This window comes from Methylobacterium sp. 285MFTsu5.1 (assembly GCF_000383455.1).
In the GTDB taxonomy this organism is placed as follows: domain Bacteria; phylum Pseudomonadota; class Alphaproteobacteria; order Rhizobiales; family Beijerinckiaceae; genus Methylobacterium.
The window spans coordinates 119,805-143,331 of sequence record NZ_KB911280.1; the positions used below are offsets into that span (position 1 = coordinate 119,805).

Here is a 23,527-nt window from a genome sequence, read left to right on the forward strand (position 1 = left end):
GTTGATGCGCGCGCCGCCATCACGCCTCCGCCTCGGCGCGGCCTTCCTTGCGGCCGAACAGCTCGCGGAAGACCGGGTAGATCTCCCGGCGGTGGTTGACCTTGCGCATGGCGATCGGGCCGCCGGCCTTGGCGATGGCCTCGTAGGTCCGCCACAGGGTGGTGCGGTGCTCGACGAAGCCGGCGCGGGGACCGTTCTCGTCGCCCACCTCCAGATAGGCGAAGTGCTGGCAGGCCGGCAGGATGTGCGACCGCAGCAGCTCCGTGGAGGTCGGCCCGTCGGAGGAGACGTTGTCGCCGTCCGAGGCCTGGGCCGCGTAGATGTTCCAGTCGTTCGGGTCGTAGCGCTCGGCGATGACGCGCTTCATCTCCACGAGCGCCGACGAGACCAGGGTGCCGCCGGTCTCGCGGGAGCCGAAGAAGGTCTCCTCGTCCACCTCGGTCGCCCGGTCGGTGTGGCGGATGAACACGATCTCGACGTGCCGGTAGCGGCGCGTCAGGAAGATGTGCAGCAGGATGTAGAATCGCTTGGCGAGGTCCTTCATGTGCTCGGTCATCGAGCCGGACACGTCCATCAGGCAGAACATCACCGCCTGCGCGATCGGCCGCGGATAGGGCTCGAACCGGCGGAAGCGCAGGTCGATCGGGTCGACGTAGGGGATGCGCTTCGCGCGCTCGCGCAGCCGGAACAGCGCCTGCTCCAAGTCCGGCCGCTCCGGGTGCCCCTCGGCGAGGGCGTCGAGCCGGGCCTCCAGAGCCGCGACCTCGTCGGGCTTCGGGCGCTTGAGGGCGATCCGCCGCGACATCGAGTTGCGCAGGGTTCGGGTGAGCGCGAGGTTCGCGGGCGAGCCGGTGACCGTGTAGCCCGCCCGGCGCAGTCCCTCGGTCTCGACGATGGCGAGGCGACGCTTGGCGAGGTCCGGCAGTTCCAGATCCTCGAGGAAGAGTTCCAGGAACTCCTCGCGGGTGAGCACGAAGCGGAACGCGTCCTCGCTGTTCTCGCCGCCCTCCCCGCCCTCGCCGGAGCCGCGACCGCCGCCGCTGCCCGGCGGGCGCTCGATCGTGTCGCCCTCCACGTAGGTCTTGTTGCCGGGCAGGATGTGATCCTGCAGGCCGGTGCCGGGCTGGCGCGAGAAGCGGGGCTCCCGGACGCCGTCCGCCGGCACGGTGACGCGGCCGTCCTTGCCGAGATCCTTGATGTCCTTCTCGCGGGCGGATTCCCGCACCGCGCGCTGGGCCACGTCCTTCACGCGCCGCAGGAAGCGCTGGCGGTTCGGGAGGCTCTTGCCGCCCGGGTTCAAACGTCGGTCGACGATGTGCATCCGCTGCGAAAACCCTCGTCCGCGTGCTCCGGCCGGGTCCGGACCCTTGTCGTACCATGCTGTCACCGGAGGGAAGGATCCCTCTTTGGCAGCAGGGCCGCGATCTTCGCCGGCCGGTCGTCCGAAACTGTGGCGGCGGAGGGTCGGTACGGGGCCCGGCCGATCCATCGGACGGGCCCGGGCCCCGTCGTCCCTCAGCCGGCCTGCTTCACCCGCATGTACCACTCCACCAGGCGGCGGACCTGCCGCTCGGTGTAGCCGCGCGCCACCATGCGCTCGACGAACTCGCCGTGCTTCTTCTCGGTCTCGCCGTCCTTCTTCGAGCCGAAGGAGATCACCGGCAGCAGCTCCTCCACCTGGGAGAACATCCGCCGCTCGATCACCTCGCGCAGCTTCTCGTAGCTGGTCCAGCTGGGATTCCGGCCACCGTGCTGCGCCCGGGAGCGCAGAGCGAACTTCACCACCTCGTTGCGGAAGTCCTTCGGGTTGGCGATCCCGGCGGGCTTCTCGATCTTGGTCAGCTCCTGGTTCAGGAGCTCCCGGTTCATGAGCTGGCCGGTCTCGGCGTCCTTGAAGTCCTGGTCCTCGATCCAGGCGTCGGCGTAGTCGATGTACCGGTCGAACAGGTTCTGCCCGTAATCGTGGTACGATTCGAGGTAGGCCTTCTGGATCTCGTGGCCGATGAACTCCGCGTAGCGCGGGGCCAGTTCGGTCTTGATGAATTCCAGGTACTTCTTCTCGGTCTCGGGCGGGAGCTGCTCGCGGCGCAGCGACTGCTCCAGCACGTACATCAGGTGCACCGGGTCGGCCGAGACCTCGGTGGTGTCGTGGTTGAAGGTCGCGGCCAGCACCTTGAAGGCGAAACGGGTCGAGATCCCGTCCATGCCCTCGTCGACGCCGGCCGTGTCCTTGTACTCCTGCATCGAGCGGGCGCGGGGATCGACCTCGCGCAGGGACTCGCCGTCGTAGACCCGCATCTTGGAGAAGACGTTGGAATTGGCGTGCTCGCGGAGCCGCGACAGCACCGAGAACCGCGCCAGCATCTCCAGCGTGCCGGGGGCGCAGGCCGCGTCCGACAGCTCCGAGCCGGAGATCAGCTTCTCGTAGATCCGCTGCTCCTCGGTGACGCGCAGGCAGTACGGGACCTTGATCACGTAGATCCGGTCGATGAAGGCCTCGTTGTTCTTGTTGGTCTTGAAGGTCTGCCACTCGGCCTCGTTCGAGTGCGCCAGGATCACGCCGGTGAACGGGATCGCGCCGATATTCTCGGTGCCGACGTAGTTACCCTCCTGCGTCGCGGTGAGCAGCGGGTGCAGCATCTTGATCGGCGCCTTGAACATCTCGACGAACTCGAGGATGCCCTGGTTCGCCCGGTTCAGGCCGCCCGAGTACGAGTAGGCGTCGGGATCGGCCTGCGACAGGGTCTCCAGGCGGCGGATGTCGACCTTGCCGACGAGCGAGGAGATGTCTTGGTTGTTCTCGTCACCCGGCTCGGTCTTGGCGATGGCGATCTGGCGCAGGCGCGACGGCCGGACCTTGATCACCTTGAAGCGCGAGATGTCGCCGTTGAACTCGTCGAGGCGCTTCAGCGCCCAGGGGCTCATCAGGCCGGTCAGCCGCCGGCGCGGGATGCCGTAGCGGCGCTGGATCTCCTCGCCCATGGTCTCGGGGTCGAACAGGCCCAGCGGGCTCTCGAAGACCGGCGACACTTCGTCCCCAGCCTTGAGTACGTAGACGGGGTGAACCTCCATCAGGAGCTTCAGCCGCTCGGCCAGCGACGACTTACCGCCGCCCACCGGCCCGAGCAGGTAGAGGATCTGCTTGCGCTCCTCCAGCCCCTGCGCGGCGTGGCGGAAGAACGAGACGATCCGCTCGATCGTCTCCTCCATGCCGTAGAATTCGCGGAAGGCCGGGTAGGTCCGGATCGTCCGGTTCATGAAGATCCGGCCGAGGCGCGAATCCCTGGCGGTGTCCACGAATTCTGGCTCGCCGATCGCCGCGAGGATGCGCTCGGCGGCCGAGGCGTACATCAGGGGCTCGTCGCGACAGGCCTCCAGGTACTCGGAGAGCGTCATCTCCGTGTCGCGGCGGGCCTCGTACCCTCGGGCGAAGCTCTGGAAAAGGTCGTTCGTCGCATGCATCGGCATTCGATAACCCTCTCAGACCGTGACAGCTTCATCCTGTCTCGGCTCGGATGCAACCGACAGGCCCGCTTTTGTCGCAGTGCGGCGAGCATGGCGCCCGGCATGTCGATTGCATGCAACACTCCGGAGCGCTGAAGGCGTCACGGACGAGACTCCGTGACGCCCCCGGACGGCTGACCGAGCGGCAGGACTAGCCAGATACCGTTTCGGCCGGAGCCTGCTCACAAATCCGTGCCCTCTTTCTTGCCGTCGTCTCCTGATTTGGTCCCCGCCCCCCCGACAGTGATCTTGACGGTCTGCGTCTGGACTTGGCCGTCGGAGCTCTTGACCTCGAACGTCACTTCGTCGGTACCGGTGAATCCGTTGTTGGGCTGATAGAACAGCGCCTGGACGGCCGCTTCCTTGTTGGGGCAGCGGTAGCTCGCCGGCGTCTTCAGCTTGCCGACCTTGGTGATCACCGACCCGTTCTTCGGCGGGCCCGAGACCTTGAACTCGGGCATCGGCCCAGGAGAACAGTCCTTCTTGAGGTTCGGCGCGATCTCGATGCGGACCGTCTTGCCGGGCGCCACCGTCTTGGTTCGGCTGGACGGCGTCTGGGCCAGGGCGGGCCCGGCCAGTGCCATGCTCCCTGCGAGCAGCGCGGCGAGCGGACGTAGGGCAATCATGGCAGCGTCTCTCCAGTGCCGACCCGGGACCTCTCCCCGGACACGCGTCCGGATGTCCCGTTCATCGGTGGAGACCATGTGGGGACGCCGCGCACGGGCGTCGAGGGCTCGGGCGGCGGGTTAATTCTGGAGGGCCGCCGCGACGATCCCGGTGATGCGGGCGATCTGCGCCGCGTCGAACTCGCCGGCCAGGGCGGCGGCGAGCCGCCCCTCGACCCGCGCCCGCTCCCCGGCATCGGCCACCGGCACGGGGGGAATCTCGTCCTCGGCCAGCCGGCAGACCCGGCGAATCGTCTCAGCGGCCGCCAGGAGTTTCTCCCGGTCGGTGGGACCCATCTCCCAGAGCGGGTTGCGCAGGCGGCTGATCACCCGCTTGGCGTCGCGATAGTCCCGGTCGACCCCGGTGGCCGCCTCGATCTGGCTGACGAGGAACATCAGCTCCAGGACTTCGGACGCCGCCTCCGGGCAGGAGCGGACGATCCGCATGATGCGGGCCATCAGTTCCTGGCTGGGCGTCAACTTGGGTTTGGGCGCGGCCATGCGGGCGACAACGCGACGTGTTGCCGGAAAGTTCGCCCGCCGCGCGCGGTGCCGGGGTCGTCGAGCCCGGCAGGCCCGCTCAGGCCTCCATGTCGGGCAGGTCGCGCAGCCCGTCGAGCAGGGCGCGGCAGGCGCGCAGCTCGTCCAGGGCCCCGGCCAGGGCCGCCCGGTCCGACGCGCCGAATGTCGCGCCCCCGGTCCCGCTCCGGGCTCCCGCCTCGGTCTCGACCTCCTGAAGCAGCGGCTCGGCCGCCACGGCCTCGCCGCGGCCGACGGCCTGCACGAAGCGGACGCCGTTCTCCTTGAGGACCCGCTGCGCCCCCGCGATGGTGTAGCGCTGCACGTGCAGGAGGTGGCGGATGCCGGCGACGAGCTCGACGTCCTGGGGCCGGTAGTAGCGGCGCCCCCCCGCCCGCTTCACGGGGCGGATCTGGCCGAAGCGGGTTTCCCAGAATCGCAGGACGTGCTGGGGCACGTCGAGTTCCTCGGCCACCTCGCTGATCGTCCGGAAAGCGTGGGCGCTCTTCTCGCCGATCCCGGTCGGCGGTTCGTCGGTCGAGGCGGCGAGGGCTGGCGGCATGGGCGTCTTACGGAGTGGGCGAAGCGGCCCGATCTTGCCGGCTCGCGGGGCCGCACTCAAGCCTGAAGACCCTGCCCGAAGCGCTCGCCGACGCGGCCGCATTCGCGGCGCGCTCACTCGTCGTCGTGGTCGCCCGCGCCGTTCAGGCCGTTGATCTTGGCCTTGAGCACGTTGGAGGGCTTGAACACCATCACCTGCCGCGGCTCGATCGCGACCTCGACCCCGGTCTTGGGATTGCGGCCGACGCGCTTGCCCTTGCTGCGGACCACGAAGGAGCCGAACGAGGACAGCTTCACCGTCTCGCCGCTCGCGAGGCAGCTGCAGATCTCGGACAGCACGGTCTCGACGAGGGCGGCCGACTCGGTCCGCGACAGGCCCACCTGGTGGTAGACGGCCTCGCTCAAGTCGGCGCGCGTCACCGTCTTGCCTGCCATGCCGTGTCCCCTCGCCCGCGTCGCTCGCCCCATGACGCACGGCGCGGCACCCTTGGCCGCGCCGAACGCTGAAGGCGTATCCCTATGATCCGGCACGCTAATCGGCGCTCCGCCCCCGGTCAACCGCGCCGGGACAGCGAATCGTTTCGGGCGCGCCGCCCGAAACGCTACCAGCGGATCAGCGCGGCGCCCCAGCTGAACCCGCCGCCGATCGCCTCGATCATCACGAGGTCGCCCGCCCGGATGCGGCCGTCCCGCCGCGCCACGTCGAGGGCCAGGGGTATCGAGGCCGCCGAGGTGTTGCCGTGGCGGTCCACCGTCAGGACGATCTTGTCCCGAGCGACACCGAGCTTGTCGGCCGAGGCCTCGATGATCCGGCGGTTGGCCTGATGCGGCACGAACCAATCGAGTTCCTCCGCGGTGATGCCCGCCTGCGCGAAGGCTTCCACGATCACGTCGGTGACCTGCCCGACGGCGAATCGGAACACGTCGCGGCCCTCCATGCGCAGGTGGCCGGTTGTGCCGGTGGAGCCGGGGCCGCCGTCGACGTAGAGCTTCTCCCGGTGGCGTCCGTCCGACCGCAGGCTCGCGCTGAGGACGCCGCGGTCCCCGGCCCCCTCCTGCGCCTCCAGCACGACGGCGCCGGCCCCGTCGCCGAACAGCACGCAGGTGGTGCGGTCCTCCCAGTCGACGATCCGCGAGAAGGTCTCGGCGCCGATCACGAGGGCCCGGCGGGCGGCCCCCGTGGTCAGGAACTTGTCGGCGGTCGAGACCGCGAAGACGAAGCCGGCGCACACCGCCTGCAGGTCGAAGGCCGCGCCCTGATGGATGCCCAGTGCCGCCTGGATCTGGGTCGCGGTCGCCGGGAAGGTGTGATCCGGCGTCGAGGTGGCGCAGATGACGAGGTCGATGTCGTCCGCGCTCAGCCCGGCATCGTCGAGGGCCGCCCTGGCGGCGCGCGTACCGAGGACCGAGGTGGTCTCGTCGGGTCCCGCGAGGTGGCGCTGGCGGATCCCGGTCCGCTGGACGATCCACTCGTCGGACGTGTCCACCCGCTCGGCGAGGTCGGCGTTCGTCACCACCCGCGCGGGCAGGCTCGAGCCGGTCCCGACCACCACCGAGCGCAGAGGGGGGACGCGCCGGTGCTGCTCGGGGTCAGTGCGGAGGGTTGCCATCATTGTCCTTCCCGGACGATCCAGCTTCACAATCGCCGGTTGTGAAGCCGCGGGCGTCCGATTTCCATCCCGTCCGTCGACGGAGGCCCGGTGCCGGCGTCAGGCCGGCGCCAGCGCCGCCGTCTGGTCGAGCATCTCGCGGATCGTGCGGATCATGTCGTGGCGCGCCATGTCGTGCGCCAGATCGATCGCCGCGGCGAAGCCCTGCGCGTTCTCCGAGCCGTGGCTCTTGATGACGATGCCCTCGAGGCCGAGGAACACCCCGCCGTTGGCCCGGCTCGGGTTCATCTTGTCCTTGAGGGCCTTGAAGGCCTGCCGCGCGAACAGGGCGCCGATCTTGGCGGCCAGCGTCCGGGTCATGGCGGAGCGGAGATAGGTGCCGATCTGCTTGGCGGTGCCCTCGGCGGTCTTGAGGGCGATGTTGCCGGTGAACCCCTCGGTCACCACCACGTCGACCGTGCCGCGCCCGAGATCCGTGCCCTCGACGAAGCCGTGATAGGTCAGGCCGGGGCTCTCCATCTCGCGCAGGATCCGGGCAGCCTCCTTGACCGCCTCGTTGCCCTTCATCTCCTCGGTGCCGACGTTGAGCAGGCCGACGGTGGGGCGCTCGAGGTCGAACACGATGCGCGCCATGGCCGAGCCCATCACGGCCATCTCGACGAGGTGCTCGGCATCCGTGCCGATCGTGGCGCCGACGTCGAGCACGACGCTCTCGCCGCGCACGGTCGGCCACAGGCAGGCGATGGCCGGGCGCTCGATGCCCGACATGGTCTTCAGGCAGATCTTCGACATCGCCATCAGCGCGCCGGTGTTGCCGGCCGACACGCAGGCATCGGCCTGCCCGTCGCGGACCGCCTGGATCGCCTGCCACATGGACGACTTGCCCCGGCCCTGGCGCACCGCCTGGCTCGGCTTGTCGTCCATGGCCACGGCCACGCTGGTGTGGCGGATCTCCACGCAGTCCTTGAGCCGGGGCTCCTTGGCGACCAGCGGCGCGATCACCGCCTCGTCGCCGAACATCAGGAAGGTGGTGCCGGGATGGCGCTCCCGGGCCAGCGCCGCGCCGGGCACGACCGTGGTGGGCCCGTGGTCGCCACCCATGGCGTCGAGCGAGATGCACACGCGTTGGGACATGTCGGTAGCGGGTCGCGGGTCTCGGCGGGAAAGGGGTCGGACGGCGGCGGGACGGGGCCCGCCGGGCGCGGCGGACCATAGCGATACCGGCCCGGCGGGCAAATGAAATCGGGCGGCCGGCGGTTCCGGCCGGACGCGGCGGCCTCAGCCGTCGCGGTCGCGGAGCTTGCGCAGACCGTCGAGGGGTCCGGCCTCGTCGCCCGCCACGACCGGCTCGAAGGCGATGCCGGGCTTGCGCGGGTACGGGTCGAGGCCCAGCGCCAGGAACTCGGCGGTGAGCGCGCCGAAATCGATGCGGCCGCCGACCAGGGGGTCGGGGATGTCGGCGTCCTCGGCATCGGTGCCGGCGAGCCGGTCGGTGTCGGTGAACACCACCTCGACCGGCTCCCGGACCGGCGCCTCGAAGGGTTCGAGGCTGACGGTGCAGACCTGGGTCACCAGGGCCTCCACGGTGCCGGTCACGGTGAGGCGGCTGGTCGCCCCCTCGATGGCGAAGCGCCCGACGAGGTCGCGGATCCCCGGGATGCCGAAATCGGCGGCCAGCGCCGCGCACTCGGCCGGGCTCGCCTCCACGGTGACGGCGCCGCGCCCCTGGGGCAGGCGTTCGACATTGACCCAGCGCGCGAGCGGGAAAGCGTCCTGGCCGGCATCGCGGCTGCTGGCATCGCGGCTCATGCGCGTCCTCCGTGGTCAGGGCCGGCCGGTACCGGCGCGAAGCCGTCGGGCTCCGGGAAGGGCGGCCCGGCCGCGAGCAGCCCGTCGAGATCGGCCCCGGCGAGGGCGGCGTCGGCCGCCCGCACGTAGGCGGCGAGACCGCGCCCGTCCCCCTCGCCGCCAAGCACGTTGCGGACGAGGGCGGCCGCCAGGGCCGCGGCGTCGCCGGCCTCCAGGGCCGCGTCGTAGCCCTCGGCCCGGCCGTAGAAGGCGGCGCCGAGCTTCTTCATCCGCTTGGACACGCCCATGTCGCCGACGCCGAGTTCGCGCAGGGAGGCGTCGAGCTGGGTGAAGACGGAATTCACCAGATCCTGCGCCACCTCGGCGGCCGGCGGCGGCAGCCGGTTCAGCCGGCGCAGGACCAGGATCGCGTGCAGGCACAGGGATTCGAACCGGCCCTCCACGGTGTCGGGCACGCCGAGATCCGTGTAGAGGCCTGGCCGGCGCGCGGCCTCGCTCAGGGCGACGTGCAGCCCCTCGACGGCGCGGCGGCGCGCGCCCGCGCGGCGGAACAGCCCGGCGATCATCGGTGTCGAACCCCGGCCCTCTGTGGCCAAGCTTGCCTTGTCAAAGCCATAACCCCGCGGTACGGCAACCCACGCCCAGGGCGCAAGCGCCGTCGGAGCCCCGTGCCGGCGGCGACGGTCGCGCCCCGTCCGTCAACACGCTCTCTGGGGGCCCGATGCGGCGCCGTTTCGTCCAGTCCTTCGCGCGCCTCGCCCTGCTCGGCCTCGCGGCAACCGGTCTGTCGGGCTGCATCGGCGAGGAGCTGCGCCACGGCTACCAGGTCGATCAGGCGGCGCTCGCCACGATCAAGCCCGGCATGGGCCCCGAGCAGGTGCTGCAGATCCTGGGCACGCCCTCGACCGTGTCCACGGTCGGCAACAAGTCCTGGTACTACATCTCGCAGAACACCCGCCGGACAATCATGTTCCTGGGCGAGCAGGTCGAGGACCAGAAGGTCACGGCCGTGTACTTCACCCCCGCCTTCAAGGTCGAGCGCGTGGCGCTCTACGGCCTGCAGGACGGCCGGATCTTCGACTTCATCGAGCGCACCACGCCGACGAGCGGCGCCGACCGCGCCTTCCTCAGCCAGCTGTTCCGCGGCCTGACCCGCTACGAGCCGTTCGGCAGCGGCAGCGGCACCAGCGTCGTGCCGGGCGCGAATCGCGGCATGTGACCGGCCTCGCCCGCCACGAGGCGGGCGATCGCCCCGGGCTCCGGGAAGAGGTGCTCGGGGCCATGGGACGCGAGGGCCCGCGGGTCGGTGTAGCCCCAGGCCACGGCGCCGAACGGGCAGCCCAGCGCCCGCGCCGCCTCGAGGTCCCGGATCTCGTCGCCGACACAGAGGGCCCGGTGCGGCGGCACCCCGGTCCGCGCGAGCAACGCCCGCAGCCGGCGCGCCTTCCCGAAGATCGACGCCCCGCAGGCGTATCTGCCGATGCGGGCGGCATTGTCCGGTCCGAGCACCCGCCGCACCGTGTCGGCGCGATTCGACGACAGGATCGCCAGCGGCACGCCCGCCGCCGCAATCGCGGCCAGCATCGCCGGGACGCCGGGAAACAGGGCAATCTGCGCGGCGTCGCGGGCGGCCAGCGCGTGCATGTGGCGGGCGATGAGCGGCAGCTTCCAGCGCGGGATGCCGAGATGGGCGACGATCGCCCGGGCGCCCTGGAGCCGGAGCTCCTCCACCTCGTGGGCCTCGACCCGGCGGAAGCGGTAGCGGTCGGCGACGCCGTTCAGCACCGAGCAGAACCACCCGAAACTGTCGGCCAGCGTGCCGTCGAAGTCGAGGACGACGAGACCCGGCCCGGGCGCGGCCGGCATCCGGGCCGGCATCCGAGCCACGTCAGGTCCGCAGGTTCTCGAGCGGGACGCTGAGCCGCATCAGGAGACCGCCCGGCGCCCAGTCGTGCTCCAGCGCGCCGTCGAGCTGGCCGGCGACGCTGCGCTCGGCCAGCACCGTGCCGAATCCCTTCCGGGACGGCGCGCCGGCGATCTGCGGGCCGCCCTCCTCGCGCCAGGTCAGGGTGTAGCGGCCCGCCTCGCGGGTCCCGCTCAGCGAGACGCCGCCCTCCCGCGTCGACAGGCCGCCGTACTTGACCGCGTTCGTCGCCTGCTCGTGCATGATCAGCGCGAGGGCCGTGGCGGTGCGCTCGCCGATCTCGGCATCGTCCCCCGAGATCACCACGCGGGCGCGTCCGTTCTCCTCGTAGGCGGCCATGATCAGGCGCATCAGCCCGAGCACCGTCTGGCCAGCGACCGGCGGGGCGCTGTCGGGGGAGTGCGGGCGGACGTATTCATGGGCCCGGGCCAGGGCGCCGAGCCGCTCGCGGAACGCGGCCACGAAGGGCTTGGCCGCGGGGTCGGTCCGCGCGGTCAGGGCGGCGAGGCCGCCCACCACCGCGAAGATGTTCTTGATCCGGTGCGACAGCTCGCGGATCAGCAGATCGCGGGCCTCCTCGGCGCGCTTCGCCTCGCGCAGGTCGCGGGTGACCGTGGCGTAGCCGATCTCGGCCCCGGTCGGGTCGCGCACGGGGAAGATGTTGTAGAGCACCGCCAGGGGCTCGCCGGTGACGAAGTGCCGGAAGGCGAGTTCACCCTCCCAGAACCCGTCGCGGCGCACCGCCGGCATCACCGTCTGGGCCAGGATCCGGCGACTCTCGTCGGTGAAGAAATCGGGCACTTTCTTGGCGCGGGCGGCCGCGAGGTCGGGCAGGCCGACCAGGGCCAGCGCCGCCTCGTTGAGATGGGTGATCGCGCCCTCAAGGGTGCTGAGTCCGATGAAGTCCTTGGACGTCTCGACAATCGCCGCGAGCTTGCGGGCCTCGGCCTCGGCGCGCTTCAGGTCGTCGATGTCGGTGCAGGTCCCGAACCACCGCTCGATCCGCCCCTCGGCGTCCCGGATCGGCATGGCCCGCCCCAGGGTCCAGCGGTAGTCGCCGCTGTGGTGGCGCAGGCGATACTCGATCTCGTAGGGCTCGCCGGTCGCGAGGCAGTGGCGCCACCGCGCCCAGGCCCTGTCCTGGTCCTCGGCATGGAACACACCGTTCCAGCCCTCGCCGTCGGTGGAGCCGTAGGGGACGCCGGTGAACTCGTACCAGCGGTCGTTGTAGTAGTCGTGGAACCCGTCCGGCCGCGTGGTCCAGACCATCTGGGGCATCGCCGAGGTCATCACGCGGAAGCGGCGCTCGCTCGCGGCGATCTCCGCCTCGCGGGCGGCGACCTGCGCCAGCGTCCTGCGGTGCTCCAGCAGGCTGGAGATCTGGCGCGCCAGCGCCAGCAGGGTCGCGGTCTGCTCCGAATCGAGCCCCTCCGGCCGCGGGACGCGGTCCAGCACGCACAGCGCGCCGAGCGGGATGCCATGGCTGCCGCGGATCACCGCACCCGCGTAGAACCGGAAGGCCGGTGCGCCGGTCACGAGGGGATTCTCGGTGGTCCGGGGGTCCGTGGTCAGGTCCGGGATGACGAGAAGGTCGCCGGCCTCAATCGTGTGGGCACAGACCGAGCAATTGATCGGCAGCTCGCGCTTGCCGAGGCCCACCTCCGACTTGAACCACTGCCGCTCGGCATCGACGAGGCTGACGAGCGCGACCGGCGCCCGGCAGACGTAAGCGGCGACCCGCACGAGGTCGTCGTAGAGCGGCTCGGGCTCGGAATCGAGGATCGCGAGGTCGCGCAGTTCGGCGATCCGGTCGGCGGCGCGCCAGCGCCCGTCGGTCGGTCCGGCTTCCGCGAGCGCGTGAGGTGCAGGCACATCCATGGTCCTGCCCTCACATAGGCGCGCGACGGCCCGCTGCCAAGGAATTGCCGCGGTTTCCTGCCGCAGCCCTCCGGGTCGCGGCAGGGCGCGCGACGGCGGCGCGTCAGGCGGCGCGGGACTCGGTCAGGGTCGGGTAGTCGACGTAGCCCTCGGGGCCCTGGCTGTACCACGTCGCGGCGTCGTCCTTGGCGAGCGGCGCCTTCCTGGCGATCCGCTCGGCGAGGTCCGGGTTGGCGATGAAGGTCCGGCCGAACGCGATGGCGTCGGCCTCGCCGGCATCCAGCGCCTTCTGGCCGCTGACCCCGTCGTAGTCGGCGTTCAGGATCATCGGGTTGCGGAACACGCGCCGCATCGCCGGGGCGATCGGCGGGTGGTCGGCTTTGCCGAAGGTGCCGTTCGGCCCCGGCTCGCGCATCTCCAGGAAGGCGATCCCGGCATCGGCGAGCGCCTGGGCGGCGGCGACGAACAGCGGCTCCGGGTTCGAGTCGTTGCAGCCCTGGATCGCGCCGTTCGGCGAGAGGCGCACGCCGGTGCGCTCCGGCCCGGCGACCTTCGCCACCGCCTCGGTCACCTCGCGCAGGAGCCGCACGCGGTTCTCGACGGACCCGCCGTACTGGTCGGTGCGGTGGTTGGTGCCGTCGCGGAGGAACTCGTCGATCAGGTAGCCGTTCGCGGCGTGGATCTGCACCCCGTCGAACCCGGCAGCCAGGGCGTTGGCGGTGGCCCGCTCGTAATCGCCGAGCAGGCGCGGGATCTCGGACACCTCCAGGGCGCGGGCCTCGCTGTAGGGCTTCTTGCCGGAATAGGTGTGGGCCTGGTCGGGCGCCGTCGTGGCCGAGGACGAGACCGGCTTGGCGCCGCCGAGGAAGTCCGAATGGACCATCCGGCCCATGTGCCAGATCTGACAGACGATCTTGCCGCCCTTGTCGTGCACGGCCTTCACGATCGGCCGCCACGCGTCGACCTGGGCGTCGGACCAGATGCCGGGCGCGTAGGGCCAGCCGAGCCCCTCCTGGCTGATACCGGTGGCTTCGGTGAGGATCAGGCCGGCGCCGGCGCGCTGGGCGTAGTACTCGGCCATGATCGGGGTCGGAACGTGCTCGCGGGTGCCGCGGCCGCGGGTCAGCGGCGCCATGAAGATCCGGTTCTTCGCCTCGATGGCGCCGATGCGGATCGGGTCGAGCAGGGACGGCATGGGTTACCTCGTGCTGGTGCGGCGGGGGCCGCGTCCGGGTTTTAATCCGGCGCCGAGGTGGCGCTGCGGCGCCGCGATGCCAAGGTGCTGCGCCGCGGGACTGGCCGTCGCGTGCGGGGGCGCACACGGCGAAACGGGAAGGGCCGGGCTCGCGGAGAGCCCGGCCCCGTCGGCCGATCCGGTCTTCGCGGAACTCAGTGATAGCGGACGCTGAGATCCGCATTGCTCACCCTGCGGTCTAAGGCTTCCCGACACCAAAGTTACCTCGCTCAGACACCAATGATCCGCATCATGTTCAAGGGCGGAGGCAACCTCACGTGTCCTGCCCGTCGCGGTTGATGCTTTCCAGGATCGGTCGGACACTCTCCCCGACGGCCAGCACCCGGCGGCCAAAGGTCGAGGCCCTGCCATGGCGTACAAGCACGGAAATCCCCAGAACCGGCTACGGGCTGCCGCGTTGCTACGCCAGTTGAAGGGACAGCTCGTCGACGTGACCGGCTCGACGGTCGAGGTGGTCAGCAACACCGCCGCCTCGTCCGAGGCCTACTGGCAGCTCAAGAAGGCTTCCGGCGTCCACGTCTACCAGCAGGACGGCGGCTGGCACGCCGACTTGGTATTCAAGGACCTCCCCGAAGGCATCCCGACGGTGATCGGAACGCCTGTTCCATCTTCCTCTCGGGCGGGCGCCATCGAGAGCGTCGTCGGCCTGATGTCGATCTGCGCCCAGCGCGACAACGTCCAGCCCCCAGCGCCGGAGACCGCCTTGCGCTGGTTCCGGTTCGACGAGCACGAGGTTCCCATCCACCAGAAACTGGTGGCGGACTACGCCGAGCAGCAGAGGACCCTGAAGGTCGATCCCGCCGACATCATCCACGAGTTGGAGGTGCTCCGGACCGAGATAGCGGGGGACGGGCCAGTCACCTCCCATACATGGGACGCGGCGGATTTCGACACCCGCTACGACGCGGTGAAGTTCTGTCACATCGCGATAGCGCTGGGCGTCCAGCAAGTCACGTTCGACCCGTCCGCCACGAGCGGGCGAGACATGCACCGCCCTGCGCCCGGAATGCATTAAAAGCTAGGCGCGGTGGCTTGGCCTAGCAATCTGTCTGCCCAGCCGTGACAGGCTTCAGATAGGAGGTGACGTCCGCGCGCCTATAAAGCTTGACCGGATCACATAAAGGAACCTGCTTCACACCCGCCTTCCGCAGGAGGCAGGTGACGTAATAGACGCTGAACCCCATCGCGGCCGCGATCTCACCAAGGGTGACATAAGCTGCTGCGAAAGCCTCGACGCTCGTCCTCTTGATACCCCTTCGCGGGCGCGGGCCAGGTGGACTATAGCCATCGATCCATTCGAGCAGGCCCGCCCTCGCGAGTGCGGCTAGATCCGGCCTGCGCAAAAACGGAAGCATGGCCAGGACATCCGCGTCGGCGAGGTTTTCGTTCGATGTCCGATCAAGGCCCGCGTAGACCTCATCCGCATCCACGAGGAGATTCCTCCAAAGGTTTTCCTTGCCAGTGCTCCCGACCCACTTGCACTGGCCATCGTGGATGAGCTGAATAATGTCCACCGCAGCCACCCGGTAATGGCTGGCAACGGTCTCGACCTTCATCCTACGCCCGGAAGGGCCGTCCACTGGAACCGCATGCCTGAACATGCGCTTCAGGAAGCTGTCGACATCGACGCGACGAAACCGGTATCTCGCGCCCGCGCGCCGCGAGGTGTCTGGCAACTCCTTCAGCAATCCGCGCTCCGCCAAACGTCTGATCTGACGAATGTCCAGTCCGGTCTGCGCCGAGATTTCCTTTGCGTTGATGTACTCCCGCATGCCCGCGACGAGCCTGTCGAACTCCGTGACCGGGATCCTAAGGGGTGCCTCGTCACGGGCCGCAACGGCCGCGCTCTCGCTGGCCCCAACGAGACGCCGGAGCCGAACGTCCGTCATAGACATGGACGTGGCGGCGCTTCTTTGGCTGTGCACGCGCCGCTCCTCAAGGGGCACTCCGAGGAAGGATGTCCCGGGGGATATAGGCAAGCTCCTGAACGCATGTTCTCGCAGCACATGGCGGAACGTATCGAAACCAGGGTCGTCCATGACCCGGCGCAGTGCAACGTGCACCTGCCCGTAGACCCTTCCGTGCCCGGCGGAGCCACGGGTATGGCGGAAGTGCGTGCCGACGATACGGTCGAGGAGCGCCTCCACGGCCTCAGGCCCCTGTGAAGCGACACGGAAGCCTTCCTCGGCAGCCCTAGCCAAGTCTTCGAACCGCGTCTTCATGGGGCGGGCTCTTGGATCGTGCATGGCCGAGAAGCCCAACGCCTCGCAGAAGGCCACGGCTGCGTGCAGGGGGGCCTCGTCGAGCCAGTTCCCCAGCGGGTGCGCCCCGTCGATCCGTCCAACGATCCAAGCACCGTATCCGGCACCCAGGGCCTGCACGGCCGAAGCTCGCAGGCTGTCAAGCTTAGGCAGAACCTGCTGTGCGACCGCCTGCGAGAAATCGAAACGGCGATGGCTCTGCTTGCTTCCAATCAGACCGATCAACAGTGTTCCGTGGCGACCACAGGACCGAACGTGGTCCAGCATCCATTCCAGCCGCTGCCACGGCCTCGCAAACGTCGGACCAGTGAACTCGTCGAGATCCTCCGCGATGCAATGGGGGCAAACGCGGCTTGACGTCGTGATGACCGACCGTGGCAGAAGCCGGTGGCCCGCCACCGCATAGAGCTTCTTCGGAAGGCCTGCGCGCGGCGTGTAACGGACGAGGTCGCGCACTGCGTCTTCCCGCAGGCCTCGAAGTGCGGCCAGACTGGTTAGTTCGGCCTCATTACCCTTCCAAAGGTCCCAATGGCTGATACGCATGTCGGTCAGCAAGGACATCAGGGGGACGCCGTTCAACGCTGCAAGGCGGGAAGCGTAGCCCGTCGCGGGCTCGCGGGGCTGCAAGGGGTGACCACGCTCCAGGAACCGGTCCCGCCCCGGCAAGGGCATGACATGCATCGTCATTGGGGATCAGCCTTTGGTTCGTCGAATTCCAGGAAGGCACCAGGTCGAAGCTCCTTCCAATGCTGCTCGACAAAGGGGTTCTTCTCATCGCGCCCATAGGCGAGCGACCTGCGCTCGTATGCGTCCGCGAAGTGACCGACGGTGAGCCTGGCGTTCTTCCAGTGAAGCGCCTCCTGGATGGCGGCTACGACTCCCTGGCAGATCCGCGCGTATCGGCGGTTGGCCGCATGTGCCAACCGCCAGGGCAAGTCGGAGGCTTCCTCGACCAGGTGCTCCACGTCGAGGCCGACGGGCTCCGCCAACCTTTCGATGATCTTCACCACGAGGTCGCGTTCATCGGGCATCCGGACGTCGTCAAAGCGAACGAAGTTCCCCCGCCGCTCGACCTGTTCGTCGCCGCCCGCCAGGTTCGTGATCCGTGGCAGACCTGAGAACAGGAACGCCACCGGCCAACGTCGGTCGATGGAAACGCCCTTGATGGCTTCCGCCAACTCTTCCCGCGCCTGGAGGGACGCATTCGCCTTCAGGAGGTGCTGCGCCTCGTCGACGTGCACCAATGACACGCGCTGCGCGCGGAGATGGTCTGCCATCCCGTCCCAGACCTCGCCGCGAGCGGTTTGCGTGCCCATCCCGTAGCCCGCCGCCCGTATGATCTGGAGGCCGACAAGGCGCGGGTGGGTGTAGCCCCTGAGCTTGATCGAGACGCAGCGACGTTCGAGGCCGTAGGACGTCAGCTTCGGCTGCAGCGCGGGATGCTCCCGGAGCAAACGCTCCACCGCGAGGGACTTCCCCGCACCGCTCGCCCCAGGCAGGAAGAAGATGTCCGCCTCGTCACGTCGGCCGGACCGCGTCGCCAGGAACTGTTCGAGGAACCGGTTGAAGGCCGTCAACAATGCCTCGTCCCGCGGACAGTCGACGTAGACCGACTTGACGCGTTCCAAGCCGCCGATGACGCGTTGGCTGTCGCCAGGCATCGCAGCCCGGAAATCCCGGAAATACGCCTCGTCGTCCAGGCCATCGTCGGCGTGGCCAGCGTGATCAGCGCTCATTCGCGTTCCTCGCCACGATGCCGGTTGATGGACCGACGCAGGGGAGCCTGCCCAGGCTGGGAAAGGCGGCCGGCACCCGGTGGCCTGGCGATGGACGTGCCCAGGGTGTCCGGCTCGCCTTCGTCGGTCATCGGCGCCCCTTCCGGCTTCGGCCTTGGCATCGTCCCGCGATCACCGGCGCGTTCCAGCCTGTCGATGAACTCCAGGTACTGCTCGTTGGTCATGACGTCGGACGGCACGCCTGCGTCCTCGCGGGCCTGCTTGGCCTTGCCCTTGAGGTAGCGGCGCGCCTCAAGCTTGACGGATCGGTTCTGGGCCTTTTGCTCGGCCGCGAAGGCGAGGATCTCCGCGTTGTAATGCTCGACCCTGTCCAGCGGCACGCCGCTGAACTTCGGGGCCTTGAACACCATGTAGTCGCCCTCGCCGCTGAGGACCCGCTTCGCCTCCTCCGGCACCAGGACCAGGATCGTGCCGAGGTCGTTCGGGTTGATCACGCCGGTCAGTTCGCGGCGCCCGACGAGCCCATGCAGGATCCCCATCTTCGGGTGCTTGTAGTCCACGTGCATGAACCTGATGCCAGGCGCGCGGATGCGAAGGTTCCTCCGCCTCACGCCGAAGGCGATGGCCCTCTGGACATCGTCGGGAGACTTCAGGAGCCCGTTCCGTGACCTGAACCAGGCATCGTACGGCGTCATTCCCCCGAGCCCGCTGTGGGGCGAGCGATGGTAGTCGTCGGCGATGAAGCGGACGATGAGCAACTCGATCTCATGTGCCCAGACGCTGGCCAAGTTTTCCGCGTCGTAGTCGCCCCGCTTCACGACGTTGGCGAACGATTGGCCCGTGAACATGCGGCAGAACCGCTTAAAGGTCCGGAAGAACGATTCGATGTGACCGCGCCTGCCGGGCTGGCCTCCGGGGAAGCGATGGGTGATGCCGAGGCGCCCGACGCTCTCGCGGAAATCTCCCGTGAACGCGGGTCCGCCATCCGTGGCGACCTCGCGCGGCTTGGCGCACATGTCCCAGGAGGATGTCGCCATGGAGCGCTTGGCCCATGCAGTCTTGTCGACGAACATGGTGTCGAGGGCGCGCCTTGAGCCCATGGTCGACGGCGGATTGGCCGACACGTTCAGGGCGACGATGCATCGCGTCACGACGTCGATGCCGGCTGTGATGGTGCACCGCGTCGTCACCCTGAGCTTCTTCGCGGCCTTCCGGGCATTCGCATCGAGCGTCTTGCGGACGTCCGGCTCGTCGAGGATGGCGAACAGGTCCATCTCCCAGTCGTCCATCTCGACGCGGCCCATCCGCTCGATCGTCTCAAGGCCCTCGTAGGTCTTCAGTCCCTCGCCAACCGGGGTGTACTTCCGGCCTGCCTCCTCCGGACCCAGGCGACCGGCATCGACCATCATCGGGGGCAGCAGGTTGATGCGCCTGCGGACCGACCGTTCGCTGACCGACAGCTTCCCTTCCTTCGGCAGTCGTCGGTTCAGGGTCTCGATCTCCCCGTCGATGTCATCGAAGATGTCGACCTTTGCCGGCAAGCCGCGGCTACCGTACTCGGCTACATGCCGCTCAATGATGGCCAGGACCCGCTCGTCGAGCTGGTTCCGCCTTCCGCAATTGCCGTAGTTCGGGACGAAGGCGCGTTGCTTGTGCTCGGCCGCCTCGTAATCGTCGAGCCATTCGCGAAGGGTGGTTGCACCCGGGTAGTCGTAATCCTTCTGCGTGTTGTTGATGAGCCTTCCCAGGGGGCGGCTTTCCTTGAAGGTACGCCGATACCACCCGTGGATGCTCTCCCGCTCGCGCTCGATGAAGTCGTCGAAGCCCTTCGGCGTGCGAGGGGGCCTTACGTCGTGCCCGTCCAAGCCGGCACGGGCACGGTTGAAGCGCGTGCACCACTCAACCTTCCAGGCGATGTCCCGGAGCTCCTTGTCCGTCAGGCCGGTGAGGTCGGAATCGTCGTCGCGTACCGAAAGGAGCCGTCCCGCCTTCGAGAACCAGTCCTCGTCCACGGTGATGAGCCCCGCGTCGCGCAACTCCTGCTGGCGCTTGTCGGTGAGGTGCCAGTTGTCGCCATCCATCGCCACGCCGTCGAGGACGGGAAACAACACCCAGGCATTGCCCAAGCGTTCGCTCGGGCGGAAGCACTCGCCCTTGCGGCGGACACGGTCGTTGATCGTCAAGTACAAACGCTTGTTCGCCATGGCTTGGGCAGCCCTTCTTAATGTGCCGGAAGCATGTCTATCGACGACATACTTCCGGCTTCAGTTGCAGGACGTGTTAAAAGGCGTGGTTAGCGTTTCTAGGGCACGCGAAGTTAGTTAAGGGCGTGTCCAGTTGAAGACGCTTGCCTGGCGGGTTCCTGAGGAGGCCCGCCGGGATGAGGGCGAAAGCGGCCCTCATCCCCCTGACATCGTATCCCGAGGCCAGCCCGATCTCCCTGGCGGTCACGCTCGGGGGGAGGCTTGGGAGAACTGTACGGACCGCTTCCCACGCCTCGCGGTCCTCCTCGGCACCGCAGCGGGCGATCAGGCTGGCGTTGGTCACCGTCTCGGGGTCGAGCCCCTCGAAGGTCACCAGTCGGTAGTCCTGGGCGAAACCGGCCGTGTCCTGGTCGCTAATCAGCTTCAGGATGGCGGCGGTGTCGTCCCTGAGGGCACCCCGCGCATTCGCCTTGACCGCGTAGGCCTTGCGATGGCCGCAGCGGTGCTCGACCACGAGGTCCATGAAGTAGACGCACCGCGCACCGTCGCGCACGTATGTCATCTTCACCTGCTCGTAGATCGCGCGGACCGTCGAGAATGAGGAGAGCACCGTGATGACGGTGCGCTCGCTCTCGCTCTCGAACCCGTGGCGACGACGCCGCACGTGATCGATGACGTCCCCGGCGGAAGGCCCGACCTTGCGGGATCTCGGGATCCTCGCGGCGCCGGTCCTGGCGAAATCGACGCCGACCAGATCGGGGGCCGCTTGCGCGAGTTCCCCCGTGTCCCCCTTTGGCGAGGACTAGCCTGTCAGCCTTTGGGCGGCAGGACGAACGGGGCCGAGAACAGGGTGGGACGGCCGGCACACAGGTCGGCGAGTATGTCTTGTCTGCTGAACACGAGGGACCTCCCGGGCAAGTGCAGGACGCCGCGGCCCGTGCGGAACGGGCCTTCGGGCAAGCGCGAGGCTTCGGGGCGCCGGAGGGCGCGGCTGGTCATTTGCGTTCGGAGGATCCCACCATCGCCGAGTGGCAGGCCGCAAATAGGCGAACGGTCGTGTCGGACATGGCTCGCCTCCCTGGTTGGCGGCTCGATGCTGGCCTGTGGCCTGCCGTGGTGGTGTGAACACACAGTGCCCCGGCACCACCTGAAGCCGGGTTTACAAATTCCTGGCCGCCGGCATTGTCCACAGGCAATGCAGCGAGGCCAGGGATTTGGTCACGGATCGCCGGACGCATCCGTCAGCCGTCCCCGTCCACCGGGCATCCCCGGTCCGGGAACGCGATGACCTCGCATCCGCCGGGCGGCAACCCGCGCCTGGAGCGGATGGCCCTTCTTTCCGCCTCGACCATTACCTCCGCCGCCACGGCCAGCCTGGCCCGCTCGATCACGCCGTCGAACACATCCGCGCCGAGCTCGCGCTCGATCTCGGCGAAGGTCTGGAGCAGACAGAGCACGCGCTCATCCATTGTTCTGCCCTCCGTCGGCGAGGGCCCGGTCGTGCGACTCCGCCAGGGCGAGGAAATCACCGCGTTCGACGACCCTGACCTCCAGCAGGAGCTTCGCGAGTGACTCGACGAAGCGCCTGTGTCTCGTCACCGTGGCCAGGGCGACCGAGTAGGCCCTGGCAAGGTCGGCACCGACCTCGTCCCGGAGGACGGGGTCGGTCTCACAGAGTGCTGCCGCCTTGTCGGACGGCGCGCGGTGCACGAGGCTGCCCGACATCCCGAACGAGACCCTGGCCGCGGCCGCGAGGCCCGTCGCGACCCGCAGGTCGTCATGCGCCCCCGTCGACAGGCCCAGGCCCATCGCCTCCTCCGCGGCGCGACCGCCTAGGGTCGCGGCGACCACCGTCTCAAGGATTGACGGTGTCATTGTCGGGCCCTCGTCGCCGGCGATTGAGAGCGTATGACCACCGGCACGTCCCCGCGGGACGATGCTGACGCGCTGCACGATCTCGCCGCCTTGGTGCGCCACCGTAGCGTGACCGGCTTCGTGGCACGCGCATCGCCATCGCGCGGCGTCGGAACGCCCGTCTGGCGGGGCGACCTCGCGCACGAGGTCGTCGAGTTCCATGGCGCGGGCGTTGACGCGGGCGCGTCGCCGGGCGCCCCGCACCCACGCCACGACCTCGGCGCCCGTGCCGCCGATGCCGAGCGCCGCCACGCCGCCCAGGTCGGCGTCGGGCAGGTCGTCGCCCAGGTGCTGCCGGATGATGTCGGCAAGCGCCGCCCTGTCGGGCGGACCCACGTAGATCGAGCGACCGAGGCGACCGGGCCGGAGAACGGCCGGATCCACCTTCGAGACGTGGTTCGTGGCGGCGATGAGAACGACGCGGGATCCTTCGGCCGCCGTCTCCTCCAGCTCCTTCAGGTACGCCGCCTGCAGGGGTCCGTAGTACGACGCGTTCCTGTCGTCGGTGAGGTCGCGGGACGGGAAGGCCTCGCACTCGTCAAGGAAGAGCACGCACGGCGCCTTCGCCCGCGCCTCCCTGAACGCTTCCTGCAGCCTGCCGAGGACCCGTTCGAGATAGGAGGATCCCTCGAACCAAGCTGCGACCGACGTCTCGACCAAGTGCAGGTTGGCCGACTTGGCTACTATGTAGGCTAGGCTCGTCTTGCCCGTGCCCGGCGGACCGTAAAGAACGGCGGACTTCTCAGCGTCCCGCCAAGCGGCATCCGACCCGTCCTTCAGGTCCGCAACGAGTTGGGCAGCCCATTCACCTGCCTGCCCGTAGCCAATGGCGTTCTGCACGGTCGGCACGTCCCTGAGCCGTTGGGGACCACCGAACCGCAACCGCACGGCCGCCTCTATCCGCGCGACGCAACGGGCCGCGGAGTTGCCCCTGATCGCCGCCACGAGGTCGGTGAAATCGAGGCCGGCGACCGTACCTGGGCCTGTCCTGGGCCGCTTGCCGGTCACCTGCCTGATGGCCTCCGTCACCAGCTCGACAGTAGGTGGCCTGACACGGACATGCATGTCGACGGCGCCGAGAAACGACCGATGTAGGTGCGTGGACGGCGCGTGGCAGACGATGCAGAGCCGGCCGCCACGAGCCATGGTCTCCGCGATCTCGTCCGCCCCGTCATCGGGCTTGCGACGGTTGCGGGGCGTGCCGTCGCGCATCTCGTGATGCACCCAAGGACCGACGTGCCCGATGGCCCGATGGAGGGGCCTTACCCATTCGGCGGTCGGGGACTCGATCAGGACGGAGAGGCCGGGCGCCTTGGCCAGCCGCTTCCGCTCGACTGGTGTCAGGGACGCGTCCAAGAGGAGCTGGCCCAAAATCACGAGGGAGTAGGGCCTGGCCGCAGGATCTGCCTGCCGGGCCGATGAGGCGGCCTGCCGGGCTTCCTCCTCGTCGAGGATGGCGTGGTACTGCTCCGCCGCCTTGGCGGAGCGTCTCTTCAGGTCTTGGATCATCGCTGCCTCCGCACGCGGGGCAGCCGGGCGCGTCCTTCGGCGCCGGGTCAGCCCTCACGGGTGTCGGGGTCGGGTCGGCGCACTTGGCGCCAGTGACGACAGGCGGACGGAGAAAGCCCCGCCGCAGGCGCGGCAGCGTGTTTTCGGAGGTGTCTGGTCATCGGGAGGCTTCCGTTAA

General features: G+C 69.0%; 21 protein-coding genes. 2 read left to right on the forward strand and 19 right to left on the reverse strand.

The window, feature by feature from the left end; all coding sequences use genetic code 11:
- Nucleotides 1-19: 19 nt before the first annotated feature.
- The 10 genes from H288_RS0117465 to H288_RS0117510 all read right to left on the reverse strand — a co-directional run bounded on the left by H288_RS0117465 (nt 20) and on the right by H288_RS0117510 (nt 9,234).
- Complete coding sequence (locus H288_RS0117465) at nt 20-1,321, reverse strand: YeaH/YhbH family protein (protein ID WP_020093871.1); 1,302 nt, start codon at nt 1,319-1,321, stop codon at nt 20-22.
- A 194-nt stretch (nt 1,322-1,515) separates the two neighbouring features.
- Entirely contained in the window at nt 1,516-3,468 is a 1,953-nt protein-coding gene (locus tag H288_RS0117470) for a PrkA family serine protein kinase (protein ID WP_020093872.1), read from the reverse strand.
- 218 nt (nt 3,469-3,686) lie between these two features.
- The gene (locus H288_RS0117475; protein ID WP_026605036.1) at nt 3,687-4,130 is read right to left on the reverse strand and encodes a hypothetical protein; all 444 of its coding nucleotides are present in this window, start codon (nt 4,128-4,130) and stop codon (nt 3,687-3,689) included.
- Between the two features lie 120 nt (nt 4,131-4,250).
- Nucleotides 4,251-4,670: a hypothetical protein gene (locus H288_RS0117480; protein WP_026605037.1), complete on the reverse strand. Its 420-nt coding sequence runs from the start codon at nt 4,668-4,670 to the stop codon at nt 4,251-4,253.
- Nucleotides 4,671-4,749: 79 nt separating this feature from the next.
- Nucleotides 4,750-5,250: a MerR family transcriptional regulator gene (locus H288_RS0117485; protein ID WP_020093875.1), complete on the reverse strand. Its 501-nt coding sequence runs from the start codon at nt 5,248-5,250 to the stop codon at nt 4,750-4,752.
- A 113-nt stretch (nt 5,251-5,363) separates the two neighbouring features.
- On the reverse strand, nt 5,364-5,684 hold the full coding sequence (locus tag H288_RS0117490; protein ID WP_020093876.1) for an integration host factor subunit alpha: 321 nt from the start codon (nt 5,682-5,684) through the stop codon (nt 5,364-5,366).
- Nucleotides 5,685-5,851: 167 nt separating this feature from the next.
- Complete coding sequence (locus H288_RS0117495) at nt 5,852-6,859, reverse strand: beta-ketoacyl-ACP synthase III (RefSeq protein WP_051123757.1); 1,008 nt, start codon at nt 6,857-6,859, stop codon at nt 5,852-5,854.
- A gap of 99 nt (nt 6,860-6,958) precedes the next feature.
- Nucleotides 6,959-7,993, reverse strand: coding sequence for a phosphate acyltransferase PlsX (plsX, locus tag H288_RS0117500; RefSeq protein WP_026605038.1), 1,035 nt, complete (start codon nt 7,991-7,993; stop codon nt 6,959-6,961).
- Nucleotides 7,994-8,137: 144 nt separating this feature from the next.
- Entirely contained in the window at nt 8,138-8,668 is a 531-nt protein-coding gene (locus H288_RS0117505; protein WP_020093879.1) for a DUF177 domain-containing protein, read from the reverse strand.
- Nucleotides 8,665-9,234: a ubiquinol-cytochrome C chaperone family protein gene (locus H288_RS0117510; RefSeq protein ID WP_020093880.1), complete on the reverse strand. Its 570-nt coding sequence runs from the start codon at nt 9,232-9,234 to the stop codon at nt 8,665-8,667. The genes H288_RS0117505 and H288_RS0117510 overlap by 4 nt, the downstream gene beginning before the upstream one ends.
- Before the next feature lie 155 nt (nt 9,235-9,389).
- On the opposite strand from H288_RS0117510, the gene bamE reads away from it, so the two are divergent.
- Entirely contained in the window at nt 9,390-9,887 is a 498-nt protein-coding gene (bamE, locus tag H288_RS0117515; protein ID WP_020093881.1) for an outer membrane protein assembly factor BamE, read from the forward strand.
- Here bamE and H288_RS0117520 read toward each other — a convergent pair.
- From H288_RS0117520 to H288_RS0117530, 3 genes are all read right to left on the reverse strand, one after another.
- The gene (locus H288_RS0117520) at nt 9,824-10,534 is read right to left on the reverse strand and encodes an HAD hydrolase-like protein (protein ID WP_181049199.1); all 711 of its coding nucleotides are present in this window, start codon (nt 10,532-10,534) and stop codon (nt 9,824-9,826) included. The two genes, bamE and H288_RS0117520, sit on opposite strands and share 64 nt — an antisense overlap.
- A gap of 22 nt (nt 10,535-10,556) precedes the next feature.
- Complete coding sequence (locus H288_RS0117525; RefSeq protein ID WP_020093883.1) at nt 10,557-12,470, reverse strand: PAS domain S-box protein; 1,914 nt, start codon at nt 12,468-12,470, stop codon at nt 10,557-10,559.
- Nucleotides 12,471-12,573: 103 nt separating this feature from the next.
- Nucleotides 12,574-13,665, reverse strand: a complete 1,092-nt coding sequence (locus H288_RS0117530; protein ID WP_020093884.1) for an alkene reductase — start codon at nt 13,663-13,665, stop codon at nt 12,574-12,576.
- 409 nt (nt 13,666-14,074) lie between these two features.
- Here H288_RS0117530 and H288_RS0117535 point away from each other — a divergent pair, with 409 nt between their 5' ends.
- Complete coding sequence (locus H288_RS0117535) at nt 14,075-14,740, forward strand: hypothetical protein (protein ID WP_158684216.1); 666 nt, start codon at nt 14,075-14,077, stop codon at nt 14,738-14,740.
- A gap of 22 nt (nt 14,741-14,762) precedes the next feature.
- Here H288_RS0117535 and H288_RS0117540 read toward each other — a convergent pair whose 3' ends face one another.
- The 6 genes from H288_RS0117540 to H288_RS0117570 all read right to left on the reverse strand — a co-directional run bounded on the left by H288_RS0117540 (nt 14,763) and on the right by H288_RS0117570 (nt 23,349).
- A complete protein-coding gene (locus H288_RS0117540; RefSeq protein WP_020093886.1) occupies nt 14,763-16,673 on the reverse strand; it encodes a TniQ family protein in 1,911 nt (636 codons plus the stop codon).
- The gene (locus tag H288_RS0117545) at nt 16,670-17,722 is read right to left on the reverse strand and encodes an ATP-binding protein (protein ID WP_020093887.1); all 1,053 of its coding nucleotides are present in this window, start codon (nt 17,720-17,722) and stop codon (nt 16,670-16,672) included. Before H288_RS0117545 ends, H288_RS0117540 begins: the two co-directional genes overlap by 4 nt.
- Entirely contained in the window at nt 17,719-19,926 is a 2,208-nt protein-coding gene (locus tag H288_RS0117550) for a DDE-type integrase/transposase/recombinase (protein ID WP_020093888.1), read from the reverse strand. Before H288_RS0117550 ends, H288_RS0117545 begins: the two co-directional genes overlap by 4 nt.
- A gap of 76 nt (nt 19,927-20,002) precedes the next feature.
- On the reverse strand, nt 20,003-20,590 hold the full coding sequence (locus H288_RS0117555) for a hypothetical protein (protein ID WP_020093889.1): 588 nt from the start codon (nt 20,588-20,590) through the stop codon (nt 20,003-20,005).
- A 577-nt stretch (nt 20,591-21,167) separates the two neighbouring features.
- Complete coding sequence (locus tag H288_RS0117565; RefSeq protein ID WP_020093891.1) at nt 21,168-21,395, reverse strand: hypothetical protein; 228 nt, start codon at nt 21,393-21,395, stop codon at nt 21,168-21,170.
- Nucleotides 21,388-23,349 carry an AAA family ATPase gene (locus H288_RS0117570; protein ID WP_020093892.1) on the reverse strand — a complete coding sequence of 654 codons (1,962 nt, stop codon included), beginning with the start codon at nt 23,347-23,349 and terminating at the stop codon, nt 21,388-21,390. The genes H288_RS0117565 and H288_RS0117570 overlap by 8 nt, the downstream gene beginning before the upstream one ends.
- Nucleotides 23,350-23,527 lie beyond the last annotated feature (178 nt).

Excerpts from the sequence above, each read along its gene's own strand:
- H288_RS0117465 (WP_020093871.1), bottom strand. The coding sequence starts at position 1,321 with ATGCACATCGTCGACCGACGTTTGAACCCGGGCGGCAAGAGCCTCCCG.
- H288_RS0117470 (WP_020093872.1), bottom strand. The coding sequence starts at position 3,468 with ATGCCGATGCATGCGACGAACGACCTTTTCCAGAGCTTCGCCCGAGGG.
- H288_RS0117475 (WP_026605036.1), bottom strand. The coding sequence starts at position 4,130 with ATGATTGCCCTACGTCCGCTCGCCGCGCTGCTCGCAGGGAGCATGGCA.
- H288_RS0117480 (WP_026605037.1), bottom strand. The coding sequence starts at position 4,670 with ATGGCCGCGCCCAAACCCAAGTTGACGCCCAGCCAGGAACTGATGGCC.
- H288_RS0117485 (WP_020093875.1), bottom strand. The coding sequence starts at position 5,250 with ATGCCGCCAGCCCTCGCCGCCTCGACCGACGAACCGCCGACCGGGATC.
- H288_RS0117490 (WP_020093876.1), bottom strand. The coding sequence starts at position 5,684 with ATGGCAGGCAAGACGGTGACGCGCGCCGACTTGAGCGAGGCCGTCTAC.
- H288_RS0117495 (WP_051123757.1), bottom strand. The coding sequence starts at position 6,859 with ATGGCAACCCTCCGCACTGACCCCGAGCAGCACCGGCGCGTCCCCCCT.
- plsX (WP_026605038.1), bottom strand. The coding sequence starts at position 7,993 with ATGTCCCAACGCGTGTGCATCTCGCTCGACGCCATGGGTGGCGACCAC.
- H288_RS0117505 (WP_020093879.1), bottom strand. The coding sequence starts at position 8,668 with ATGAGCCGCGATGCCAGCAGCCGCGATGCCGGCCAGGACGCTTTCCCG.
- H288_RS0117510 (WP_020093880.1), bottom strand. The coding sequence starts at position 9,234 with ATGATCGCCGGGCTGTTCCGCCGCGCGGGCGCGCGCCGCCGCGCCGTC.
- bamE (WP_020093881.1), top strand. The coding sequence starts at position 9,390 with ATGCGGCGCCGTTTCGTCCAGTCCTTCGCGCGCCTCGCCCTGCTCGGC.
- H288_RS0117520 (WP_181049199.1), bottom strand. The coding sequence starts at position 10,534 with ATGCCGGCCGCGCCCGGGCCGGGTCTCGTCGTCCTCGACTTCGACGGC.
- H288_RS0117525 (WP_020093883.1), bottom strand. The coding sequence starts at position 12,470 with ATGGATGTGCCTGCACCTCACGCGCTCGCGGAAGCCGGACCGACCGAC.
- H288_RS0117530 (WP_020093884.1), bottom strand. The coding sequence starts at position 13,665 with ATGCCGTCCCTGCTCGACCCGATCCGCATCGGCGCCATCGAGGCGAAG.
- H288_RS0117535 (WP_158684216.1), top strand. The coding sequence starts at position 14,075 with ATGGCGTACAAGCACGGAAATCCCCAGAACCGGCTACGGGCTGCCGCG.
- H288_RS0117540 (WP_020093886.1), bottom strand. The coding sequence starts at position 16,673 with ATGACGATGCATGTCATGCCCTTGCCGGGGCGGGACCGGTTCCTGGAG.
- H288_RS0117545 (WP_020093887.1), bottom strand. The coding sequence starts at position 17,722 with ATGAGCGCTGATCACGCTGGCCACGCCGACGATGGCCTGGACGACGAG.
- H288_RS0117550 (WP_020093888.1), bottom strand. The coding sequence starts at position 19,926 with ATGGCGAACAAGCGTTTGTACTTGACGATCAACGACCGTGTCCGCCGC.
- H288_RS0117565 (WP_020093891.1), bottom strand. The coding sequence starts at position 21,395 with ATGGATGAGCGCGTGCTCTGTCTGCTCCAGACCTTCGCCGAGATCGAG.
- H288_RS0117570 (WP_020093892.1), bottom strand. The coding sequence starts at position 23,349 with ATGATCCAAGACCTGAAGAGACGCTCCGCCAAGGCGGCGGAGCAGTAC.